Raw genomic sequence first — 18772 nt, 5'->3', positions numbered from 1 at the left:
CGCCCTGGGCGAGGAGGAGCGGGAGCGGCTCCTGGTGGACCTCGTTCGCGACGAGGCCGCCGCGGTCCTCGGCCACGGTTCGGCGGACTCCGTCCCCGAGCAACGAGCCTTCCGCGAGGCCGGTTTCGACTCGCTGACCGCCGTGGAGCTGCGCAAGCGCCTCGGCACGGTCACCGGCCTCACCCTGCCGGCCACCATGGTCTTCGACTACCCCACCCCGCTCGCCCTGGCGCGATACCTGGGCGCCGAGATCCTCGGCGCCGGCATCGACGTGGCCGGCCCGGTCGCCACCTCGGCGGCGGCCGACGACGAACCGATCGCGATCATCGGCATGAGCTGCCGCTACCCGGGCGGGGTCTCCTCGCCCGAACAGCTGTGGCGGCTCGTCGCGGACGGTGTGGACGCCATCTCGGAGTTCCCCGCCAACCGAGGCTGGGACACCACCGGCCTCTACGACCCGGACCCCGACCGGGCCGGCACGACCTACACGACGCAGGGTGGGTTCCTGCACGAGGCGGGCGAGTTCGACCCCGCGTTCTTCGGGATCTCACCGCGCGAGGCGCTGGGCATGGATCCGCAGCAGCGACTGCTGCTGGAGACCACCTGGGAGGCCGTCGAGCGGGCCGGCATCGACCCCGCGTCGCTGCGCTCCAGCCTGACCGGCACCTTCATCGGTTCCAGCTACCAGGAGTACGGGCGCGGTGGCGCCGAGCCCGGCTCCGAGGGCCACATGGTCACCGGCAGCCAGCCGAGCGTCCTCTCCGGCCGGGTGTCCTACGTCTTCGGCCTGGAAGGCCCCGCCGTCACCGTCGACACGGCCTGCTCGTCCTCGCTGGTCGCCCTGCACCTGGCCTGCCAGTCGCTGCGCAACGGCGAGACCACCCTCGCGGTCGCGGGCGGTGTCACGGTCATGACGACCACCGACCCGTTCGTGGCCTTCAGCCGCCAGCGGGCCCTGGCCACCGACGGCCGGTCCAAGGCGTTCGCCGAGGAGGCGGACGGCTTCGCGCTCGCCGAGGGCGTCGGCATCCTGCTCGTCGAGCGGCTCTCCGACGCCCGCCGCAACGGCCACCCCGTGCTCGCGGTCGTCCGTGGCAGCGCCATCAACCAGGACGGCGCCTCCAACGGGCTGACCGCCCCCAACGGCCCCTCCCAGCAGCGCGTCATCCGCCAGGCCCTCGCCAACGCGCGACTGTCCCCCTCGGACGTCGACGCGGTGGAGGCGCACGGCACCGGCACCCCGCTCGGAGACCCCATCGAGGCCCAGGCCCTCCAGGTCACCTACGGCCGCGACCGCGACGCGGACCGGCCGCTGCTGCTCGGCTCGGTCAAGTCCAACATCGGCCACACCCAGTCGGCCTCCGGCGTCGCCGGTGTCATCAAGATGGTCATGGCGATGCGCCACGGCCTGCTGCCGAAGTCGCTGCACAGCGACAACGCCTCCTCCCACGTCGACTGGTCGGCCGGTGCGGTCGAGCTGCTCACCGAGCCCGTCGAATGGCCGGCGGGGGAGCGGCCGCGCCGCTGCGCGGTGTCGTCCTTCGGCATCAGCGGCACGAACGCCCACGCGGTGCTGGAGGAAGCGCCGCGCACCGAGGAGCCGGCGGCCGATGAGCCCGCCGCCCCGGCGGGCGAGCGCGACGTGCTGCTCCCCTGGGTGGTGTCCGCGCGCAGCGCGCCCGCCGTACGGGACCAGGCGGCGCGCCTGGTGTCGGCCGTGGAGGCCGAACCGGGCCGGCGCCCGGCCGACATCGCCTTCTCCCTGACGTCGGCCCGCTCGCTGTTCGAACACCGCGCGGTCGTCGTCGGCACGGACCGCGAGGAACTGCTGACCGGCCTGCGGGCCGTCGCCGCCGACGCGTCGTCGCCCGCCGTCGTGCGCGGTGCCGCGGACGTCGACGGCAAGACGGTGTTCGTGTTCCCCGGTCAGGGTTCGCAGTGGGTGGGCATGGGTGCCCACCTGCTGGAGGAGTCGCCCGTCTTCGCCGAGCGCATCGCCCAGTGCGCCGACGCGCTCAGCCCGTTCGTCGACTGGTCGCTGACCGACGTCCTGCGCCAGGCACCCGACGCCCCCTCCCTGGAGCGGGTCGACGTCGTCCAGCCGGCGTCGTTCGCGATGATGGTGTCGTTGGCGGCGTTGTGGCAGGCGCACGGTGTGCGTCCGGACGCGGTGGTGGGTCACTCGCAGGGTGAGATCGCCGCTGCGGTGGTGTCGGGTGCGCTGTCGTTGGAGGACAGCGCGCGGGTGGTGGCGTTGCGGAGTCAGGCGATCGGTCGTCGGCTGGCGGGTCGTGGTGGGATGATGTCCGTCGCGCTGCCGGTGGCCGAGGTCGAGGAGCGGTTGGGGGCGTTCGCGGGCCGGGTGTCCGTCGCCGCTGTCAACGGGCCCCGTTCCGTGGTGGTCTCCGGTGATCCGGAGGGTCTGGACGATCTGGCCGCGCGGCTCACGGACGAGGGTGTCCGGGTGCGGCGGATCGCGGTGGACTACGCCTCGCACTCCGCGCAGGTCGAGGACCTCCACGAAGAGCTGCTGTCCGAACTGGGACCCATCCGGCCCCGCGAATCCGACGTGCCGTTCCTGTCCACCGTCACCGGCGCGTGGCTGGACACCAGCGGCATGGACGCCGAGTACTGGCACCGCAACCTGCGCAACACCGTCGAGTTCGAAGCGGCCGTGCAGTCGCTCCTCGACACGAACCACCGGGTGTTCGTGGAGGTCAGCTCCCACCCGGTGCTGACCGTCGGCGTCCAGGACATGCTCGACGACGCCACCGGCCAGGGACTGGTGACCGGCACGCTGCGGCGTGACGAGGGCGGTCTGCGCCGCTTCCTGACCTCGCTGGCCGAGGTGTTCGTCCGGGGCACGGCCGTCGCATGGCCGGTGGACTTCACCGCCGCCGGTGCCCGCCGGGTGGACCTGCCCACCTACGCCTTCCAGCACGAGCACCTGTGGATCGTGCCCTCCGAAACCGACCGGGCGGCCACGACGGACCCCGCCGACGACGCCTTCTGGGCGGCCGTCGAGCAGCAGGACGTCTCCGCCCTCACCTCGAGCCTGCACATCGACGAGAAGTCCCTCGCCGCCGTGCTGCCCGGGCTGTCGTCGTGGCGTCGCCAGCGGCGTGAGCAGTCCGCGTTGGACGCGTGGCGTTACCGCGTCGCCTGGTCGCCGCTCAGCGGTGTGCCGCAGGTTTCGCTGTCGGGCACGTGGCTGGTGGTCACGGCCGAGGGCATCGCGGACGACGACGTGGTGGCCGCGCTGAGCGGCCAGGGCGCCGAGGTGCGCCGACTGACACTGGACGACTCCTGCGTCGACCGCGCGGTGCTCGCGGCCCGGCTGCGGGACGCCGCCGACGTGGCGGCCATCGTCTCGGTGCTGGCGGCGGCGGAACAGCCCAGCACCGCGTACCCGGCGCTGGCCTCCGGCCTCGCGCTGACCGTCGCGCTCGTCCAGGCGCTGGGTGACGCGGGTATCGACGCGCCGCTGTGGTGCGTGACCCGTGGCGCGGTATCGACCGGTCGCTCGGACCTGGTGACCAACCCGGTGCAGGCGCAGGTGCAGGGCGTGGGCTGGACGGCCGCGCTGGAGCACCCGCAGCGCTGGGGCGGCATGATCGACCTGCCCGGCACGCTCGACGAGCGCGCCGGACAGCGCCTGGCCGCCGCCCTCGCCGGCGCCACCGGCGAGGACCAGCTCGCGATCCGCGCCTCCGGCGTCTTCACCCGGCGGGTGCTCCCCGCCCCGGCCGGTGAACCGAACCCGGACCGTGCCTGGTCGCCCCGGGGCACCACACTGATCACCGGCGGAACGGGCACCCTCGGCCCCCACATCGCGCGGTGGCTCGCGGGCCAGGGCGCCGAGCGCCTCGTCCTCGTCAGCCGCAGCGGCATGAACGCCCCCGGCGCCGCCGAGCTGGTGGCCGAACTCGCCGAACAGGGCGCCGAGGCCTCCGTCGTCGCCTGCGACATCACCGACCGCGACGCGCTCGCCGAACTGATCGCCACCCTGAAGGCCGACGGCCACACCATCCGCACGGCCATCCACACCGCTGCCGTCATCGAGCTGCACTCGCTGGCGGAGACCACCATGGAGGCCTTCGCCAAGGTCGTCCACGCCAAGGTCGCCGGCGCGCAGAACCTCGACGAGCTCCTGGACGACGCCGAGCTCGACGCCTTCGTCCTCTTCTCGTCCGCCGCCGGCATGTGGGGCAGCGGACAGCACGCCGCCTATGTGGCGGGCAACGCCTTCGTCAGCGCGCTCGCGGAGAACCGCCGTGCCCGCGGGGTGACCGCCACGTCCCTGCACTGGGGCATCTGGGCCGACGACCTCGGCCTCGGCCGGGTCGACCCCGACCAGATCCGCGGCAGCGGCCTGGAGTTCATGGACGCCCGGCTGGCACTGGCCGGCATGCGGCGCGCCCTGGACGACGACGAGACGGTGCTCGCCATCGCGGGCGTCGCCTGGGACACCTACCACCCGGTGTTCACCTCCGGCCGTCCCACCACGCTGTTCGACGAGGTGCCCGAGGTCCGCCGACTGGCCGAGGCCGCCGAGCAGAGCACGCGCAAGGGCGGCGAAGGGGAGTTCGCGGCCCGGCTGCGGGCCCTCCCGGCCGTCGAGCAGGAACGCCAACTGCTGGAGCTCGTCCGCTCCGAGGCCGCGGGCGTCCTCGGCTACACCTCTTCCGAGGCACTGTCCGACCAGCGTGCCTTCCGCGACGTCGGCTTCGACTCGCTGACCGCCGTGGGCCTGCGCAACCGCCTCCGGGAGATCACCGGGCTGCGGCTGCCGACGACCATGGTCTTCGACTACCCCACCCCCCTCGCGCTCGTGGAGTTCCTGCGCGCCGAGATCGCGGGCACGGGCATCGCCGCGGCCGCCCCGGCGGCCTCCGCCGCACTCACCGACGAGCCGATCGCGATCGTCGGGATGAGCTGCCGCTACCCCGGCGGGGTCGGCTCGGCGCAGGCGCTGTGGGACCTCGTCATGAACGGCACCGACGCCGTCTCCGGCTTCCCCGCCGACCGCGGCTGGGACGCCGAGGGGCTCTACGACCCGGACCCCGACAGCCACGGCAAGACGTACTCCGTCCAGGGCGGATTCCTGCGGGACGTCGCGGACTTCGACGCCTCCTTCTTCGGGATCTCCCCCCGTGAGGCGCTCGCCATGGACCCCCAGCAGCGGCTGCTGCTGGAAACCGCCTGGGAGGCACTCGAGGGCGCCGGCATCGACCCCGACTCGCTGCGGGGCAGCTCGACCGGCACCTTCATCGGCGCGAGCTACCAGGACTACGGCACCGGCGCCGCCAACGCCACCGAGGGCTCCGAGGGCCACATGGTCACCGGCACCCTCTCCAGCATCCTCTCCGGCCGGGTCTCCTACCTCTTCGGCTTCGAGGGCCCCGCGGTCACGCTCGACACCGCCTGCTCCTCCTCGCTGGTCGCCATGCACCTCGCGTGCCAATCGCTGCGCAACGGCGAGAGCTCCCTCGCGCTCGCCGGCGGCGTCAGCATCATGGCCACCCCGAACGCCTTCATCGGCTTCAGCCGCCAGCGCGCCCTCGCCGTCGACGGCCGCTGCAAGGCGTACTCCGACGACGCGGACGGCATGACCCTCGCCGAGGGCGTCGGCCTCGTCCTGCTGGAGCGGCTCTCCGACGCCCGCCGCAACGGCCACGACATCCTCGCCGTGGTGCGCGCCAGCGCCATCAACCAGGACGGGGCCTCCAACGGTCTGACCGCCCCCAACGGCCCCTCCCAGCAGCGCGTGATCCGCCAGGCCCTCGCCAACGGCGGCCTCACGCCCGCCGACGTCGACGCGGTCGACGGGCACGGCACCGGCACCGCGCTCGGCGACCCGATCGAGGCCCAGGCCCTGCTGGCCACCTACGGCCAGGACCGCGAGCGGCCGCTGCTGCTCGGGTCGGTCAAGACCAACATCGGCCACACCCAGATGGCCTCCGGCGTCGCGAGCGTCATCAAGATGGTGATGGCGCTGCGCGAGGGCGTCCTGCCGAGGACGCTGCACGCCGAGACCCCCTCGTCCCACGTGGACTGGTCGGCGGGCGCCATCGAGCTGCTGACCGAGCCGGCCGAGTGGCCCGAGACCGGGCGCGCCCGCCGGGCCGGCGTGTCCTCCTTCGGACTCAGCGGCACCAACGTGCACACCATCCTCGAACAGGCACCGCCCGCCGAGGCACCCCCTGCCGAGGAACCGACGGCTCCCGCGCCCGGCATCGTGCCCCTGACGCTGTCCGCCAAGAGCGACAGCGCCCTGCGCGCCCAGGCCGACCGTCTGCTGTCCCTGCTCGCCGAGCGGCCCGGGCTCCACCTCACCGACCTGGCCTTCTCCCTGGCCACGTCCCGGACCGGCTTCGACCGCCGGGCGGGCGTCGTGGCGGGGGAGCGGGAGGAACTGCTGCGCGGCCTTGAGGCCCTGCGCGACGGCACCCCCGCCCCGGGCGTCCTCCAGGGCACCGCGGGCCGTGGTCGGCTGGCCTTCCTGTTCACCGGACAGGGCAGCCAGCGACCCGGCATGGGCCGCGAACTCTACGAGCGCTACCCGGTGTTCGCCGACGCGCTGGACTCCGTGATCGCCCGGATGGACACCGCCCTCGACCGCCCCCTGCGCGAGGTGATCTTCGCCGAGGACGGCACACCCGAAGCGGAGCTGCTCGACGCGACCGGCTACGCCCAGCCCGCCCTGTTCGCCGTCGAGGTGGCACTGTTCCGCCTCGTCGAGTCCTGGGGCATCAGGCCCGACTACCTCGCCGGGCACTCCATCGGCGAACTCGCCGCCGCGCACGTCGCCGGGGTGCTGTCCCTGGAGGACGCCTGCGCCCTCGTGGCCGCGCGCGGCCGGCTGATGCAGGCCCTCCCGGCCGGTGGCGCCATGGCGGCGATCCAGGCCACCGAGGACGAGGTCCTCCCGCTGCTGGCCGACCACGTCGACCGGGTGTCCGTCGCGGCCGTCAACGGCCCCTCCTCGCTGGTCGTCTCCGGCGACGAGGACATCGTGGTGGACATCGCCGCCCGCTTCGAGGCCGACGGGCGCAAGACCCGGCTCCTGCGGGTGAGCCATGCCTTCCACTCGCCGCTGATGGACGCGATGCTCGACGACTTCCGCCGCGTCGCCGACGACGTCACCTACCACGCGCCCACCATCCCCTTCGTGTCCAACCTCACCGGCCGGCTCGCCACCGCCGAGCAGGTGTGCTCCCCGGCCTACTGGGTGCGCCACGTCCGCGACGCGGTCCGCTTCGCCGACGGGGTGAACTGGCTGGCCGAGCACGGCGTACGCGCCTTCCTGGAGCTCGGCCCCGACGGCGTGCTCTGCGGAATGGCCCGTGAGAGCCTCGCCGACGACGTGCACACCGTGCTGGTCCCCCTGTTGCGCCGGGGCCGCCCCGAGGAGTCGGCGATCACCGCCGCGCTCGTCGACGCCCACGTGCACGGGGTGTCGGTCGACTGGTCCGGATTCTTCGCGGGTTCGGGTGCGCGGCGGGTGGAGTTGCCGACGTACGCGTTCCAGCGGGAGCGGTTCTGGCCGGAGGTGGTCGCGGCGCCGGTGGCCGGGTCGGTGGATCCGGTGGATGCCGAGTTCTGGTCGGCGGTGGAGCGCGAGGACCTGGGGTCGCTCGCGGACACGCTGGAGTTGGACGGGGAGACGGTGACGGCGATGGTGCCGGCGCTGTCGTCCTGGCGCCGCCGCCGTCGCGAGCAGTCCGTGGCCGACGCCTGGCGCTACCGGGTCACCTGGAAGCCCCTCACCGCGCCCGCCACCGCCGCCCCGCGCGGCACCTGGCTCGTCCTCGTCCCGGTCGGCTCCGAGCAGGACCCCTGGACACGCGCCTTGACCGACGGCCTCGGCGTGGAGACCGTCCGCGTCGAGGTGTCCGCACCCGACCGCGCCGCCCTCACCGGGCGTCTGCGCGAACTGCAGGACGGGGGCGTCCGCTTCGAGGGCGTCCTGTCGCTGCTCGCCCTCACCGACGACGAGCGGGCCGGACACCCCGGCGTGCCCGCCGGACTCGCCCTGACGGCCGCGGCCGTCCAGGCCGCGGGCGACGCCGGACTCGACGCGCCCCTGTGGTGCGTCACCCGCGGCGCCGTCGCCGTCGGCCGCTCCGAGCACGTCCAGGACCTGGCACAGGCGGCGGTCTGGGGACTCGGCCGCGTCGCCGCCCTGGAGAATCCGCAGCGCTGGGGCGGTCTCCTCGACCTGCCCGAGCAGCTCGACGCCCACACCGCCCGCCGTATCGCGGGCGTCCTCGCCCGGACCGACGGCGAGGACCAGGTGGCCGTCCGCGCCTCCGGCGTCTTCGTCCGCCGACTCGCCCACAGCCCCGCCGCGGACCGGCCCGTACGCCGCGTGTTCGCCCCGACCGGCACCGTGCTGATCACCGGCGGAACCGGCGGACTCGGCGGCCACGTCGCCCGCTGGCTGGCCCGCAGCGGTGCACAGCACCTGCTGCTCACCAGCCGCCGCGGCCCGGACGCCCCCGGCGCCGACGCGCTGCGCGAGGAACTCCAGCAGCTGGGCGCCGACGTCACCGTCACCGCCTGCGACGCCGCCGACCGCGACGCGCTCGCCGCCGTACTCGCCGCCGTCCCCGCCGACCGGCCGCTCACCGCGGTCATCCACACGGCGGGCGTCGTCGAGGACGGCGTCCTGGCCGACCTGACACCGGAGAACTTCTCCGCCGTCATGAACGCCAAGGCCGTCTCGGCCCGCAACCTGCACGAGCTGACCCAGGACACCGCCCTGTCGGCGTTCGTCCTGTTCTCCTCCACGGCCGGCACCCTCGGCGCCGCCGGACAGGGCAACTACGCCGCCGCCAACGCCTACCTGGACGCCCTCGCCGAACACCGCCGTGCCACCGGCCTGACCGCGACCTCCCTCGCCTGGGGCCCCTGGGCCCAGTCCGGCATGGTCGCCGTCGACGCCGACGTCGAGAGCCGCGTACGCCGCGGCGGCTTCGCACCGCTCGCCCCCGAGCGGGCCGTCGCCGCGCTGAAGCAGGCCATCGAGCACGACGACACCGTCCTCGCCCTCGCCGACATCGACTGGAGCCGCTACGCCGCCACCGTCGCGGCCGTCCGGCCCGCGCCGTTCGTCGCCGACCTTCCCGAGATGCGCCGGGCCGGCACGACCGGCACCGCGGCGGACACCGCCACCGGCGGCGAACCCGCGCTGCGCCGCCGCCTCGCGGAGCTGCCCGAGGCCGACCGCGGCCGGTTCCTGGTGGACCTGCTGCGCACCCAGGTGGCCGCGGTCCTCGGCCACACCGACGCCTCACGGGTGGAGGCCGACCGGGCCTTCAAGGACCTGGGCTTCGACTCGCTGACCGCGCTCGAACTGCGCAACGGGCTCGCCGCGGCCACCGGCCTGAGCCTGCCCGCCTCCCTGGTCTACGACCACCCGACCCTGCTGGAGCTGTCGGAGTTCCTGCTGGCCGAGATCGCGGGCACACTGCCCGGCGCCGTGGTGACGACACCCGCCGCCCGCCCCGCCGACGACGACCCGATCGCGATCGTCGGCATCGGCTGCCGCTTCCCCGGCGGCGTCTCCTCCCCGGAGGACCTCTGGCGCCTGCTCGCCGACGGCCGTGACGGCATCTCCGCCTTCCCGGCCGACCGGGGCTGGGACCTCAGCGCCCTCGCCGCCGGGGCCTCCGCCACCGCCGAAGGCGGATTCCTCACCGGTGTCGCCGACTTCGACGCCGCCTTCTTCGGGATCTCCCCGCGCGAGGCCCTGGCCATGGACCCCCAGCAGCGGCTGCTGCTGGAGACCACCTGGGAGGCCCTGGAACGGGCCGGCATCGACCCCGCGTCGCTGCGCGGCTCCCGCACCGGCGTCTTCGTCGGCACCAACGGCCAGGACTACCCCACCCTGCTGCGCCGCTCGGCCTCCGACGTCCAGGGCTATGTGGCGACCGGCAACACCGCCAGCGTCATGTCCGGCCGGCTCTCCTACACGCTCGGCCTGGAAGGCCCGGCGGTCACCGTCGACACCGCCTGCTCGGCGTCGCTCGTCGCCACCCACTGGGCGGCCGGGGCACTGCGCTCCGGCGAGTGCGAACTGGCACTCGTCGGCGGGGCGTCGGTGATGTCCGGCCCGGACTCCTTCGTCGAGTTCAGCACCCAGGGCGGCCTGGCCCCCGACGGCCGCTGCAAGGCCTTCGCCGACGGCGCGGACGGCACCGCCTGGTCCGAGGGCGTCGGCATCCTCGTCCTGGAGCGCCTCTCCGACGCCGTGCGCAACGGACACGAGGTCCGCGCCATCGTGCGCGGCACCGCCGTCAACCAGGACGGCGCGTCCAACGGCCTGACCGCGCCCAACGGCCCGGCACAGCAGCAGGTCATCCGTCAGGCCCTGGCCGACGCGGGCCTGACCGCCGCCGACGTCGACGCCGTCGAGGCGCACGGCACCGGCACCACGCTCGGCGACCCGATCGAGGCCCAGGCGCTGCTCGCCACGTACGGGCAGGACCGGGAGCGGCCGCTGCTGCTCGGCGCGGTCAAGTCGAACATCGGTCACACCCAGGCCGCCGCCGGCATGGCGGGCGTCATCAAGATGGTCCTGGCCATGCGCCACGGCACCCTGCCGAAGACCCTGCACGTCGACGCGCCCTCGTCGCACGTCGACTGGTCGACGGGCGCCGTCGAGCTGCTGACCGAGCCGGCCGAGTGGCCCGAGACCGGGCACCCGCGCCGGGCGGGCGTCTCCGCCTTCGGCGTCAGCGGCACGAACGCCCACGTCATCGTCGAGCAGGCACCGTCGGCCGAGGCGGCGCCCGAAGCCGGGCCCGTGGACACGACCGCACCCGCCGTCGTGCCGTGGGTCGTCTCCGGCCGGACCCGCGAGGCGCTCGGCGAGCAGATCGAGCGGCTCACCTCCTTCGCCGCGGACCACCCCGAACTGTCCCCGGTGGACGTGGGGTACTCGCTCGCGAGCGGCCGCTCCGTCTTCGGGCACCGCGCGGTGCTGCTGGCCGGCGCCGACGGGGTGACGGAGGCCGCGCGCGGCCTGCGCGGCACGTCGGGCTCGTCCGCGTTCCTGTTCTCCGGACAGGGCAGCCAGCGACCCGGCATGGGCCGCGAACTGTACGGGCGTTTCCCCGTCTTCGCCGAGGCCCTGGACGCCGTCCTCGCCCACCTGGACCTGGAACTGGACCGCCCGCTGCGCCAGGTGCTGTTCGCCGAGGCGGACACCGCCGAGGCGGACCTGCTGGACCGTACCGGCTTCACCCAGCCCGCGCTGTTCGCGATCGAGGTCGCGCTGTACCGCCTGGTCGAGTCGTGGGGCATCACCCCGGACTTCGTCGGCGGCCACTCCATCGGCGAGATCACGGCCGCCCATGTGGCCGGCGTGCTCTCCCTGGAGGACGCCTGCCGGCTGGTCGCCGCCCGCGCCACGCTGATGCAGGCGCTGCCGGCGGGCGGGGCGATGCTCGCGGTGGAGGCCACCGAGGACGAGGTCACCCCGCTCCTGACCGACGGCGTCGAGATCGCCGCGGTCAACGGCCCGAACGCCGTCGTCGTCTCCGGCGCCGAGGAAGCCGTCCTGGCGACCGCCGAGCGGTTCGCCGCCGACGGCCGGCGCACGACACGGCTACGGGTGAGCCACGCGTTCCACTCGCCGCTGATGGACCCGATGCTGGACGCGTTCCGCGCCGTCGCGGACGGTCTGACGTTCACGGCACCGCGCATCCCCGTCGTCTCCAACCTCACCGGCGCTCTCGCCGACCCCGAGCAACTGTGCACGGCCGAGTACTGGGTGCGGCACGTCCGTGAGGCCGTGCGCTTCGCCGACGGCGTCCACACCCTGCGCGCCGCCGGTGTGGCGACCTTCCTCGAACTCGGCCCCGACGGAGTGCTCTCCGCGCTGGTCCGGCGCGCCCTCGACGGGCAGGAGCCCGAGCCGGCCGTCGTGCCGGTGCTGCGCGGCGACCGGGGCGAGGAGCGGGCCGTGGTCACCGCGGCCGCCCGACTGCACGTGCACGGGGTGCCCGTCGACTGGCCGGCCCTGTTCGAAGGTTCGGGTGCGCGGCGGGTGGAGTTGCCGACGTACGCGTTCCAGCGGGAGCGGTTCTGGCCGGAGGTGGTCGCGGCGCCGGTGGCCGGGTCGGTGGATCCGGTGGACGCGGAGTTCTGGTCGGCGGTGGAGCGCGAGGACCTGGGGTCGCTCGCGGACACGCTGGAGTTGGACGGGGAGACGGTGACGGCGATGGTGCCGGCGCTGTCGTCCTGGCGCCGCCGCCGTCGCGAGCAGTCCGTCGCGGATGCCTGGCGCTACCGGGTCACCTGGAAGCCCCTCACCGCGCCCGCCACCGCCGTCCCGCAGGGCCGCCGACTGGTGATCGTGCCGGCCGGGTACACCGACGACGCGTGGCTCAGCACCGCCGTCACCGCGCTCGGCGAGGACACCGTCCGCGTCGAGGCCGACGTCACCGACCGCGCCGCTCTGGCCGATCTGACGCGGGCACAGGGCGACGACGGCGCGTACACCGCCGTCGTGTCCCTGCTCGCCGCCACCGCCGGGGACACCGCGCTCCCCGCGGCCGCCGCATGGCCGGCCGATCTGCTGGAGGCGCTCGACGCCGCCGGGATCGAGGCGCCCCTGTGGTGCGTCACCCGTGGCGCGGTCTCCGTGGGCCGCTCGGACCCCCTGGCCAACACCGGCCAAGCCGCCGTATGGGGCCAGGGCCGGGTGGCCGCGCTGGAGCACCCGGACCGCTGGGGCGGTCTGGCCGACCTGCCCGAGACCCTCGACGCGCGCACGGCGGACCGCTTCGCCACCGCGCTGGGCGGCCACGACGGTGAGGACCAGCTCGCGATCCGCCCCTCGGGGGTGTTCGCGCGGCGTCTGGTGCGCGCCGGCCGTTCCTCCTCCGCCGCGTGGACCCCGTCCGGCACGGTGCTCGTCACCGGCGGCACGGGAGTGATGGGCGGCCACGTCGCCCGCTGGCTGGCCCACCGCGGTGCCGAGCACCTGGTGCTCACCGGCCGGGACGGCGCGCACGCTCCCGGCGCCGCCGACCTCGAGGCCGAGCTGACCGGGCTGGGCGTCACGGTCACGATCGCCGCCTGCGACCTCACCGGCGCCCCCGGCTCCGCCGCCCTGACGGACCTGCTGGACGCCCTCCCGGAGGGGGCCCCGCTGACCGCGGTCGTCCACGCCGACGAGGAGACCGGCACCGACGCCACGGCCGCGCTCACCGCTGTGACCACCCTCGACGCCGCACTGGGCGACCGGCCCCTGGACGCGTTCGTCCTCTTCAGCACCATCGCCGGGGTCTGGGGCGTCCGCGGGCAGGGCGAAGTGGCCGCGGCCTGTGCCCTCCTGGACGCGTTCGCCACCCGGCGCCGCGCCCGGGGCGCCGCCGCCCTCACCGTCTCCTGGGGCGCCTGGGCCGAGACGACGGACCCGGGCATGACCGGGCACCTGCGACTGAGCGGCCTGCCCGTCATGGACACCGAGGCGGCGCTCACCGCACTCGCCCACGCCGTCACCGACGACGACAGCGGTCTCACCCTCGCCGACGTGCGCTGGGAGACCTTCGCACCCGCCACCACCGCCACCCGCCGCACCGCGCTCTTCGCGGAGCTGCCGGAGGCCCGTACGGCCGTCGAAGCCCTCGCTCGCGGGAGCCTGGACGGGCAGTCCGCCGCGGACACGCTGCGGCAGCGGCTGCGCGCCCTGCCGGAGTCCGAGCGGTCCGCCGAACTCCTCGACGTGGTCCGCGACAAGGTCGCCGTGGTCCTCGGGCACGCGAGCGCCGACGCCGTCGACGCCGACCTGCCCTTCCGGGGCCTCGGCTTCGACTCCCTGACCGCCGTCGACCTGCGCGGCCAGCTCACCACCGCGACCGGACTGACCCTGCCCGCGACCCTCGCGTTCGACCACCCCACGCCCGCCGTGCTGGCCGACCACCTCAAGGCCGAACTGCTCGGCGAGCTGACCGAGGCCCACGGGACCACGGCCGACGCCGTACCCACCGGGCACTTGGCCGACGACCCCGTCGTCATCGTCGGCATGGCCTGCCGCTACCCCGGCGGGGTGCGCTCCCCCGAGGACCTGTGGCGGCTCGTCATGGACGGGACCGACGCGGTCGGCGAACTGCCCACCGACCGCGGCTGGGACCTCGACGACCTGCTCTCCGGCGGACCGGGCGGCCGCGGCCGCAGCGCCACCGGCCACGGCGGATTCCTCTACGACGCCGCCGAGTTCGACCCCGGCTTCTTCGGGATCTCCCCGCGCGAGGCCCTGGTCATGGACCCCCAGCAGCGCATCGTGCTGGAGGCCGCCTGGGAGGCGCTGGAGCGGGCGGGCATCGACCCCGTCACCCTGCGCGGCACCGACGCCGGCGTCTTCGTCGGCGGCGGCAGCGGCGACTACCGCCCGCCGGTGGAGTTCGGGGAGTGGCAGACCGCCCAGTCGGCGAGCCTCCTCTCCGGCCGGCTGGCCTACAGTTTCGGGCTGAACGGGCCCACCGTCTCGGTGGACACCGCCTGCTCCTCGTCGCTGGTGGCCCTGCACCTGGCCGCCCAGGCCCTGCGCAACGGCGAGTGCTCCCTCGCGGTGGCCGGCGGTGTGACCGTCATGGCCACCCCGACCGGGTTCATCGAGTTCAGCGCCCAGGGCGCGCTGTCCGCCGACGGCCGCTGCAAGGCGTTCTCCGACGCCGCCGACGGCACCGGCTGGTCCGAGGGCGTGGGCATGCTCGTCATCGAGCGCCTCTCGGACGCGCGGCGCAACGGCCACCAGGTCCTCGCGGTCCTGCGCGGCTCGGCCATCAACCAGGACGGCGCCTCCAACGGCCTCACCGCCCCCAGCGGCCCCGCCCAGCAGCGCGTCATCCGCCGCGCCCTGGCCGCCGCCGGACTGTCCACCACCGACGTCGACGCCGCCGAGGCGCACGGCACCGGCACCAAGCTCGGCGACCCGATCGAGGCCCAGGCACTCCTGGCGACCTACGGCCAGGACCGGGAACGGCCCCTGCTGCTCGGCTCGCTGAAGTCCAACATCGGCCACACCCAGGCCGCGGCGGGCGTGGCGGGCGTCATCAAGATGATCCTCGCGATGCGCCACGGCACGCTGCCGAAGACCCTGCACGTCGACACCCCCACCACCCATGTGGACTGGACGGCCGGCGCGGTCCGGCTGCTCACCGAGACGACGGACTGGCCCGACGCCGGGCGCCCGCGCCGCGCCGCCGTCTCGGCGTTCGGCGCCAGTGGCACCAACGCCCACGTGATCCTGGAGCAGGCACCCGGCGCCGAGCCCGCCGCGGCACCGGCCGGACCCGCCCGGGACACCGGCACCCTGCCGGTCCTGGTGTCCGGCAAGACGCCCGGCGCGCTGCGCGCCCAGGCCCGCAGGCTCCTCGACCACGCGACCGCGCACCCCGACGCGACCGTCGGCGACCTCGCGTACGCCCTGGCGACCACCCGGACCGCCTTCGAGCACCGGGCCGCCGTCCTGGCCACCGGCCGGGACACCCTCCTCGACGGCCTCACCGCGCTGGCCGCCGGGGACCTCGCCCCGCACGTCCTGGAGGGCGAGGCCGGCCGCGCCGGCCGGACCGCGTTCCTGTTCTCCGGGCAGGGCAGCCAGCGTCTCGGCATGGGCCGCGAGCTGTACGAGCGGTTCCCCGTCTTCGCCGACGCCCTCGACGAGGTGCTGGCCCATCTCGATGTCAGCCTCGACCGCCCGCTGCGGGAGGTGATGTGGGGCGAGGACGCGCGGGCCCTCGACAACACCGGCTACGCCCAGCCCGCCCTGTTCGCCGTCGAGGTGGCCCTGTTCCGCCTCCTGACGTCCTGGGGCGTCAGGCCGCAGTTCCTGGGCGGCCACTCCATCGGCGAAGTCGCCGCGGCGCACGCCGCGGGCGTCTTCTCACTGGCGGACGCGTGCCGCCTGGTGACAGCCAGGGCGGGCCTGATGCGGGCCCTGCCCACCGGTGGCGCCATGGTCTCCCTGCGGGCCACCGAGGACGAGGTCACCCCGCTCCTGACCGACGAGGTCGCGATCGCCGCGGTCAACGGCTCGAACGCCGTCGTCGTCTCCGGCACCGAGGAGGCGGTCCTCGTGATCGCCGCTCACTTCACGGACCAGGGGCGCAAGACGACGCGACTGCCCGTCAGCCACGCCTTCCACTCGCCGCTGATGGACCCCATGCTGGCCGACTTCCGGCGGGTCGCCGAGGAACTGACGTACCACCGGCCCACCGTGCCCGTCGTGTCGAACCTGACCGGCGACATCAGCACCGGCGAGGAACTGTGCACACCCGAGTACTGGGTGCGGCACGTCCGCGAGGCCGTCCGCTTCGCCGACGGCGTCCGCGCCCTCACCGGCCGGGGCGTGACCACCCTGCTGGAGCTGGGCCCCGACGGGGTGCTGTCCGCCCTGGCCCGGGAGTCCGCACCGGAGGCGACACGCGCCGTACCCCTCCTGCGCAAGGGCCACGGCGAGGAGACCACCCTCGTCACCGCGCTGGCCCGGCTGCACCTCGGCGGCGTCGTACCCGACTGGTCCGCCTTCTACGCGGGCACCGGCGCCCGCCGGGCCCAGCTGCCGACGTACGCCTTCGAACACGCCCGCTTCTGGCCCGACGACCGGCCGGCGGCCCCGGTGGCGTCCCAAGTGGCAGCAGACGCCACCGACCGTGAGTTCTGGGACGCGGTCGAGCGCGAGGACTTCGCCTCCCTGGAGTCCGTCCTGAGCGTCGGGGGAGACACCCTCTCCAAGGTGCTCCCGGCGCTGCTCGACTGGCGTCGCGCCCGGCAGGAGCAGTCCGTCGTCGACGGCTGGCGGCACCGGATCGTCTGGAAGCCGCTGACCGAGACCCGCGGCGCACGGCCCGCCGGCACCTGGCTCGCCGTGGTCCCCGCCGGACCGGACGACGACGCCTGGACGACCGAGGTGCTCGCCGCACTCGGCACCGACGTGGCGCGGCTGGACGTGGCGGACACCGCCGACCGCGCCACCCTCGCCGGACAGCTGCGTGAACTCGCCGCGGGCGGCACGCCGTTCGCCGGGGTCGTCTCGCTGCTGGCCCTTCGGGAGACCGCGGACGGGAGCGCGCCCACCGGGCTCGCCCTCACCACCGCGCTGCTCCAGGCCCTGGGCGACGCCACGATCGGCGCCCCGCTGTGGTGCGTCACCCGCGGCGCGGTGTCCGTGGGCCGGGCCGAGGCCCTGCGCAGCCCCCTCCAGGCCGCAGTCTGGGGCCTGGGCCGGGTCGCCGCCCTGGAGCACCCGGAGCGCTGGGGCGGACTCGTCGACCTCCCCGAGGTCCTCGACGAGCGCTCGGCCACCGGCTTCGCCGCGGTCCTCGCCGGCCCGGACGGGGAGGACCAGGTGGCCGTACGGCCCGCCGCGGTCTTCGGCCGACGGCTGGTGCAGGCACCCGGAAAGCAGTCCGGCCCGCAGTGGGACCCCAGCGGCACGGTGCTCATCACCGGCGGCACCGGCGCCCTCGGCGGCCACGTCGCCCGCAGGCTGGCCCACGACGGCGTCCGGCACCTGGTGCTCACCAGCCGCCGCGGCGAGGACGCGCCCGGCGCGATCGCGCTGCGGGACGAACTCCTCGCCCTGGGCGTCCGCGTCACCGTCGCCGCCTGCGACGTCGCCGACCGCACCGCACTGGAGGCCGTCCTCGCGGACATCCCGGCCGAGCACCCGCTGACCGGTGTGGTGCACGCGGCCGGCGTCCTCGACGACGGCGTCCTCGACCGGCTGACCCCGGAGCGCTTCGAAGCGGTCTTCCGCGCCAAGGTCACCTCCGCGTTCCTGCTGGACGAGCTGACCCGCGAGCTGGACCTGTCGGTGTTCGTCCTGTTCTCCTCCGCCTCGGCGGCCGTCGGCAACCCCGGCCAGGCCAACTACGCGGCGGCGAACGCGGTACTCGACGCGCTGGCCGAACACCGCCGGGACCGGGGCTTGTCGGCCACCTCGATCGCCTGGGGCGCCTGGGGCGGCGGCGGCATGGCCGACGGCGCCGCGGCCGACGCGGCGGCCCAGCGGGCCGGCATCGGCGCGATGGACCCGGAGCTGGCCCTGGAGGCCATGCGCCGACTGGTCATGGAGACCGAACCGACGGCGGTCGTCGCCGACGTCGCACCGGAGAGGTTCGCGCTGGCCTTCAGCGCCGCCCGCCCGGCAGCGCTCCTGCGGGAACTCCCCGGCTACCAGGCCGCGATCGCGGCCACCACACCGCAGGACGGCGGCGGCACGGCCGACGGCGGCCTCCGCGACCGGCTCACGGGCCTGCCGCACAGCAGGCGCCACGAGGCGGTGCTCGACCTGGTCCGCACCCGGGCCGCCCACGTCCTCGGCCACCCCGACCGGGACGCCGTCGGCGCCGAACGGTCCTTCCGGGACCTCGGAGTCGACTCCCTGGGCGCCGTGGAACTGCGCAACCAACTCAACGCGGCCAGCGGTCTGAGCCTGTCCGCCACCCTCGTGTTCGACCACCCGACCCCCGCCGCCCTCGCCGAGCACATGCTGCGGCAGCTCGTACCCGACGAGGACGGCACCACCGACACCACCGACGACGAGGAAGCGGAGATCCGGTCCCTGCTGTCCACGGTGTCACTCGCCCAGCTGCGCGACATCGGCGTACTGGAACCCCTGCTGCAACTGGCCGGACGGGGCACGGCAGACCCCGCACCGGAGGACGGGCCCGAGGAGTCCATCGACTCCATGGCCCTGGACGACCTGGTCCGTGCCGCCCTCGACAACCAGTCCGACGCGTCGCGCGATTGA

At 74.9% G+C, this 18772-nt stretch carries 1 protein-coding gene (running past one end of the window); it reads left to right on the top strand.

Features of this window, described 5'->3' with window-relative positions:
- Nucleotides 1-18772, top strand: partial view of a type I polyketide synthase gene (locus ACZ53N_RS03980; protein WP_469139396.1) — the 3' portion only. 9629 nt of this gene lie to the left of the window's left edge; only the last 18772 of its 28401 coding nucleotides appear in the window; its start codon lies off the left edge, out of view; its stop codon occupies nt 18770-18772.

Source organism: Streptomyces sp. NPDC033229 (assembly GCF_055576875.1).
The sequence above is the reverse complement of the archived record's forward strand: the minus strand, read 5'-3'. Positions and strand labels throughout refer to the sequence as shown.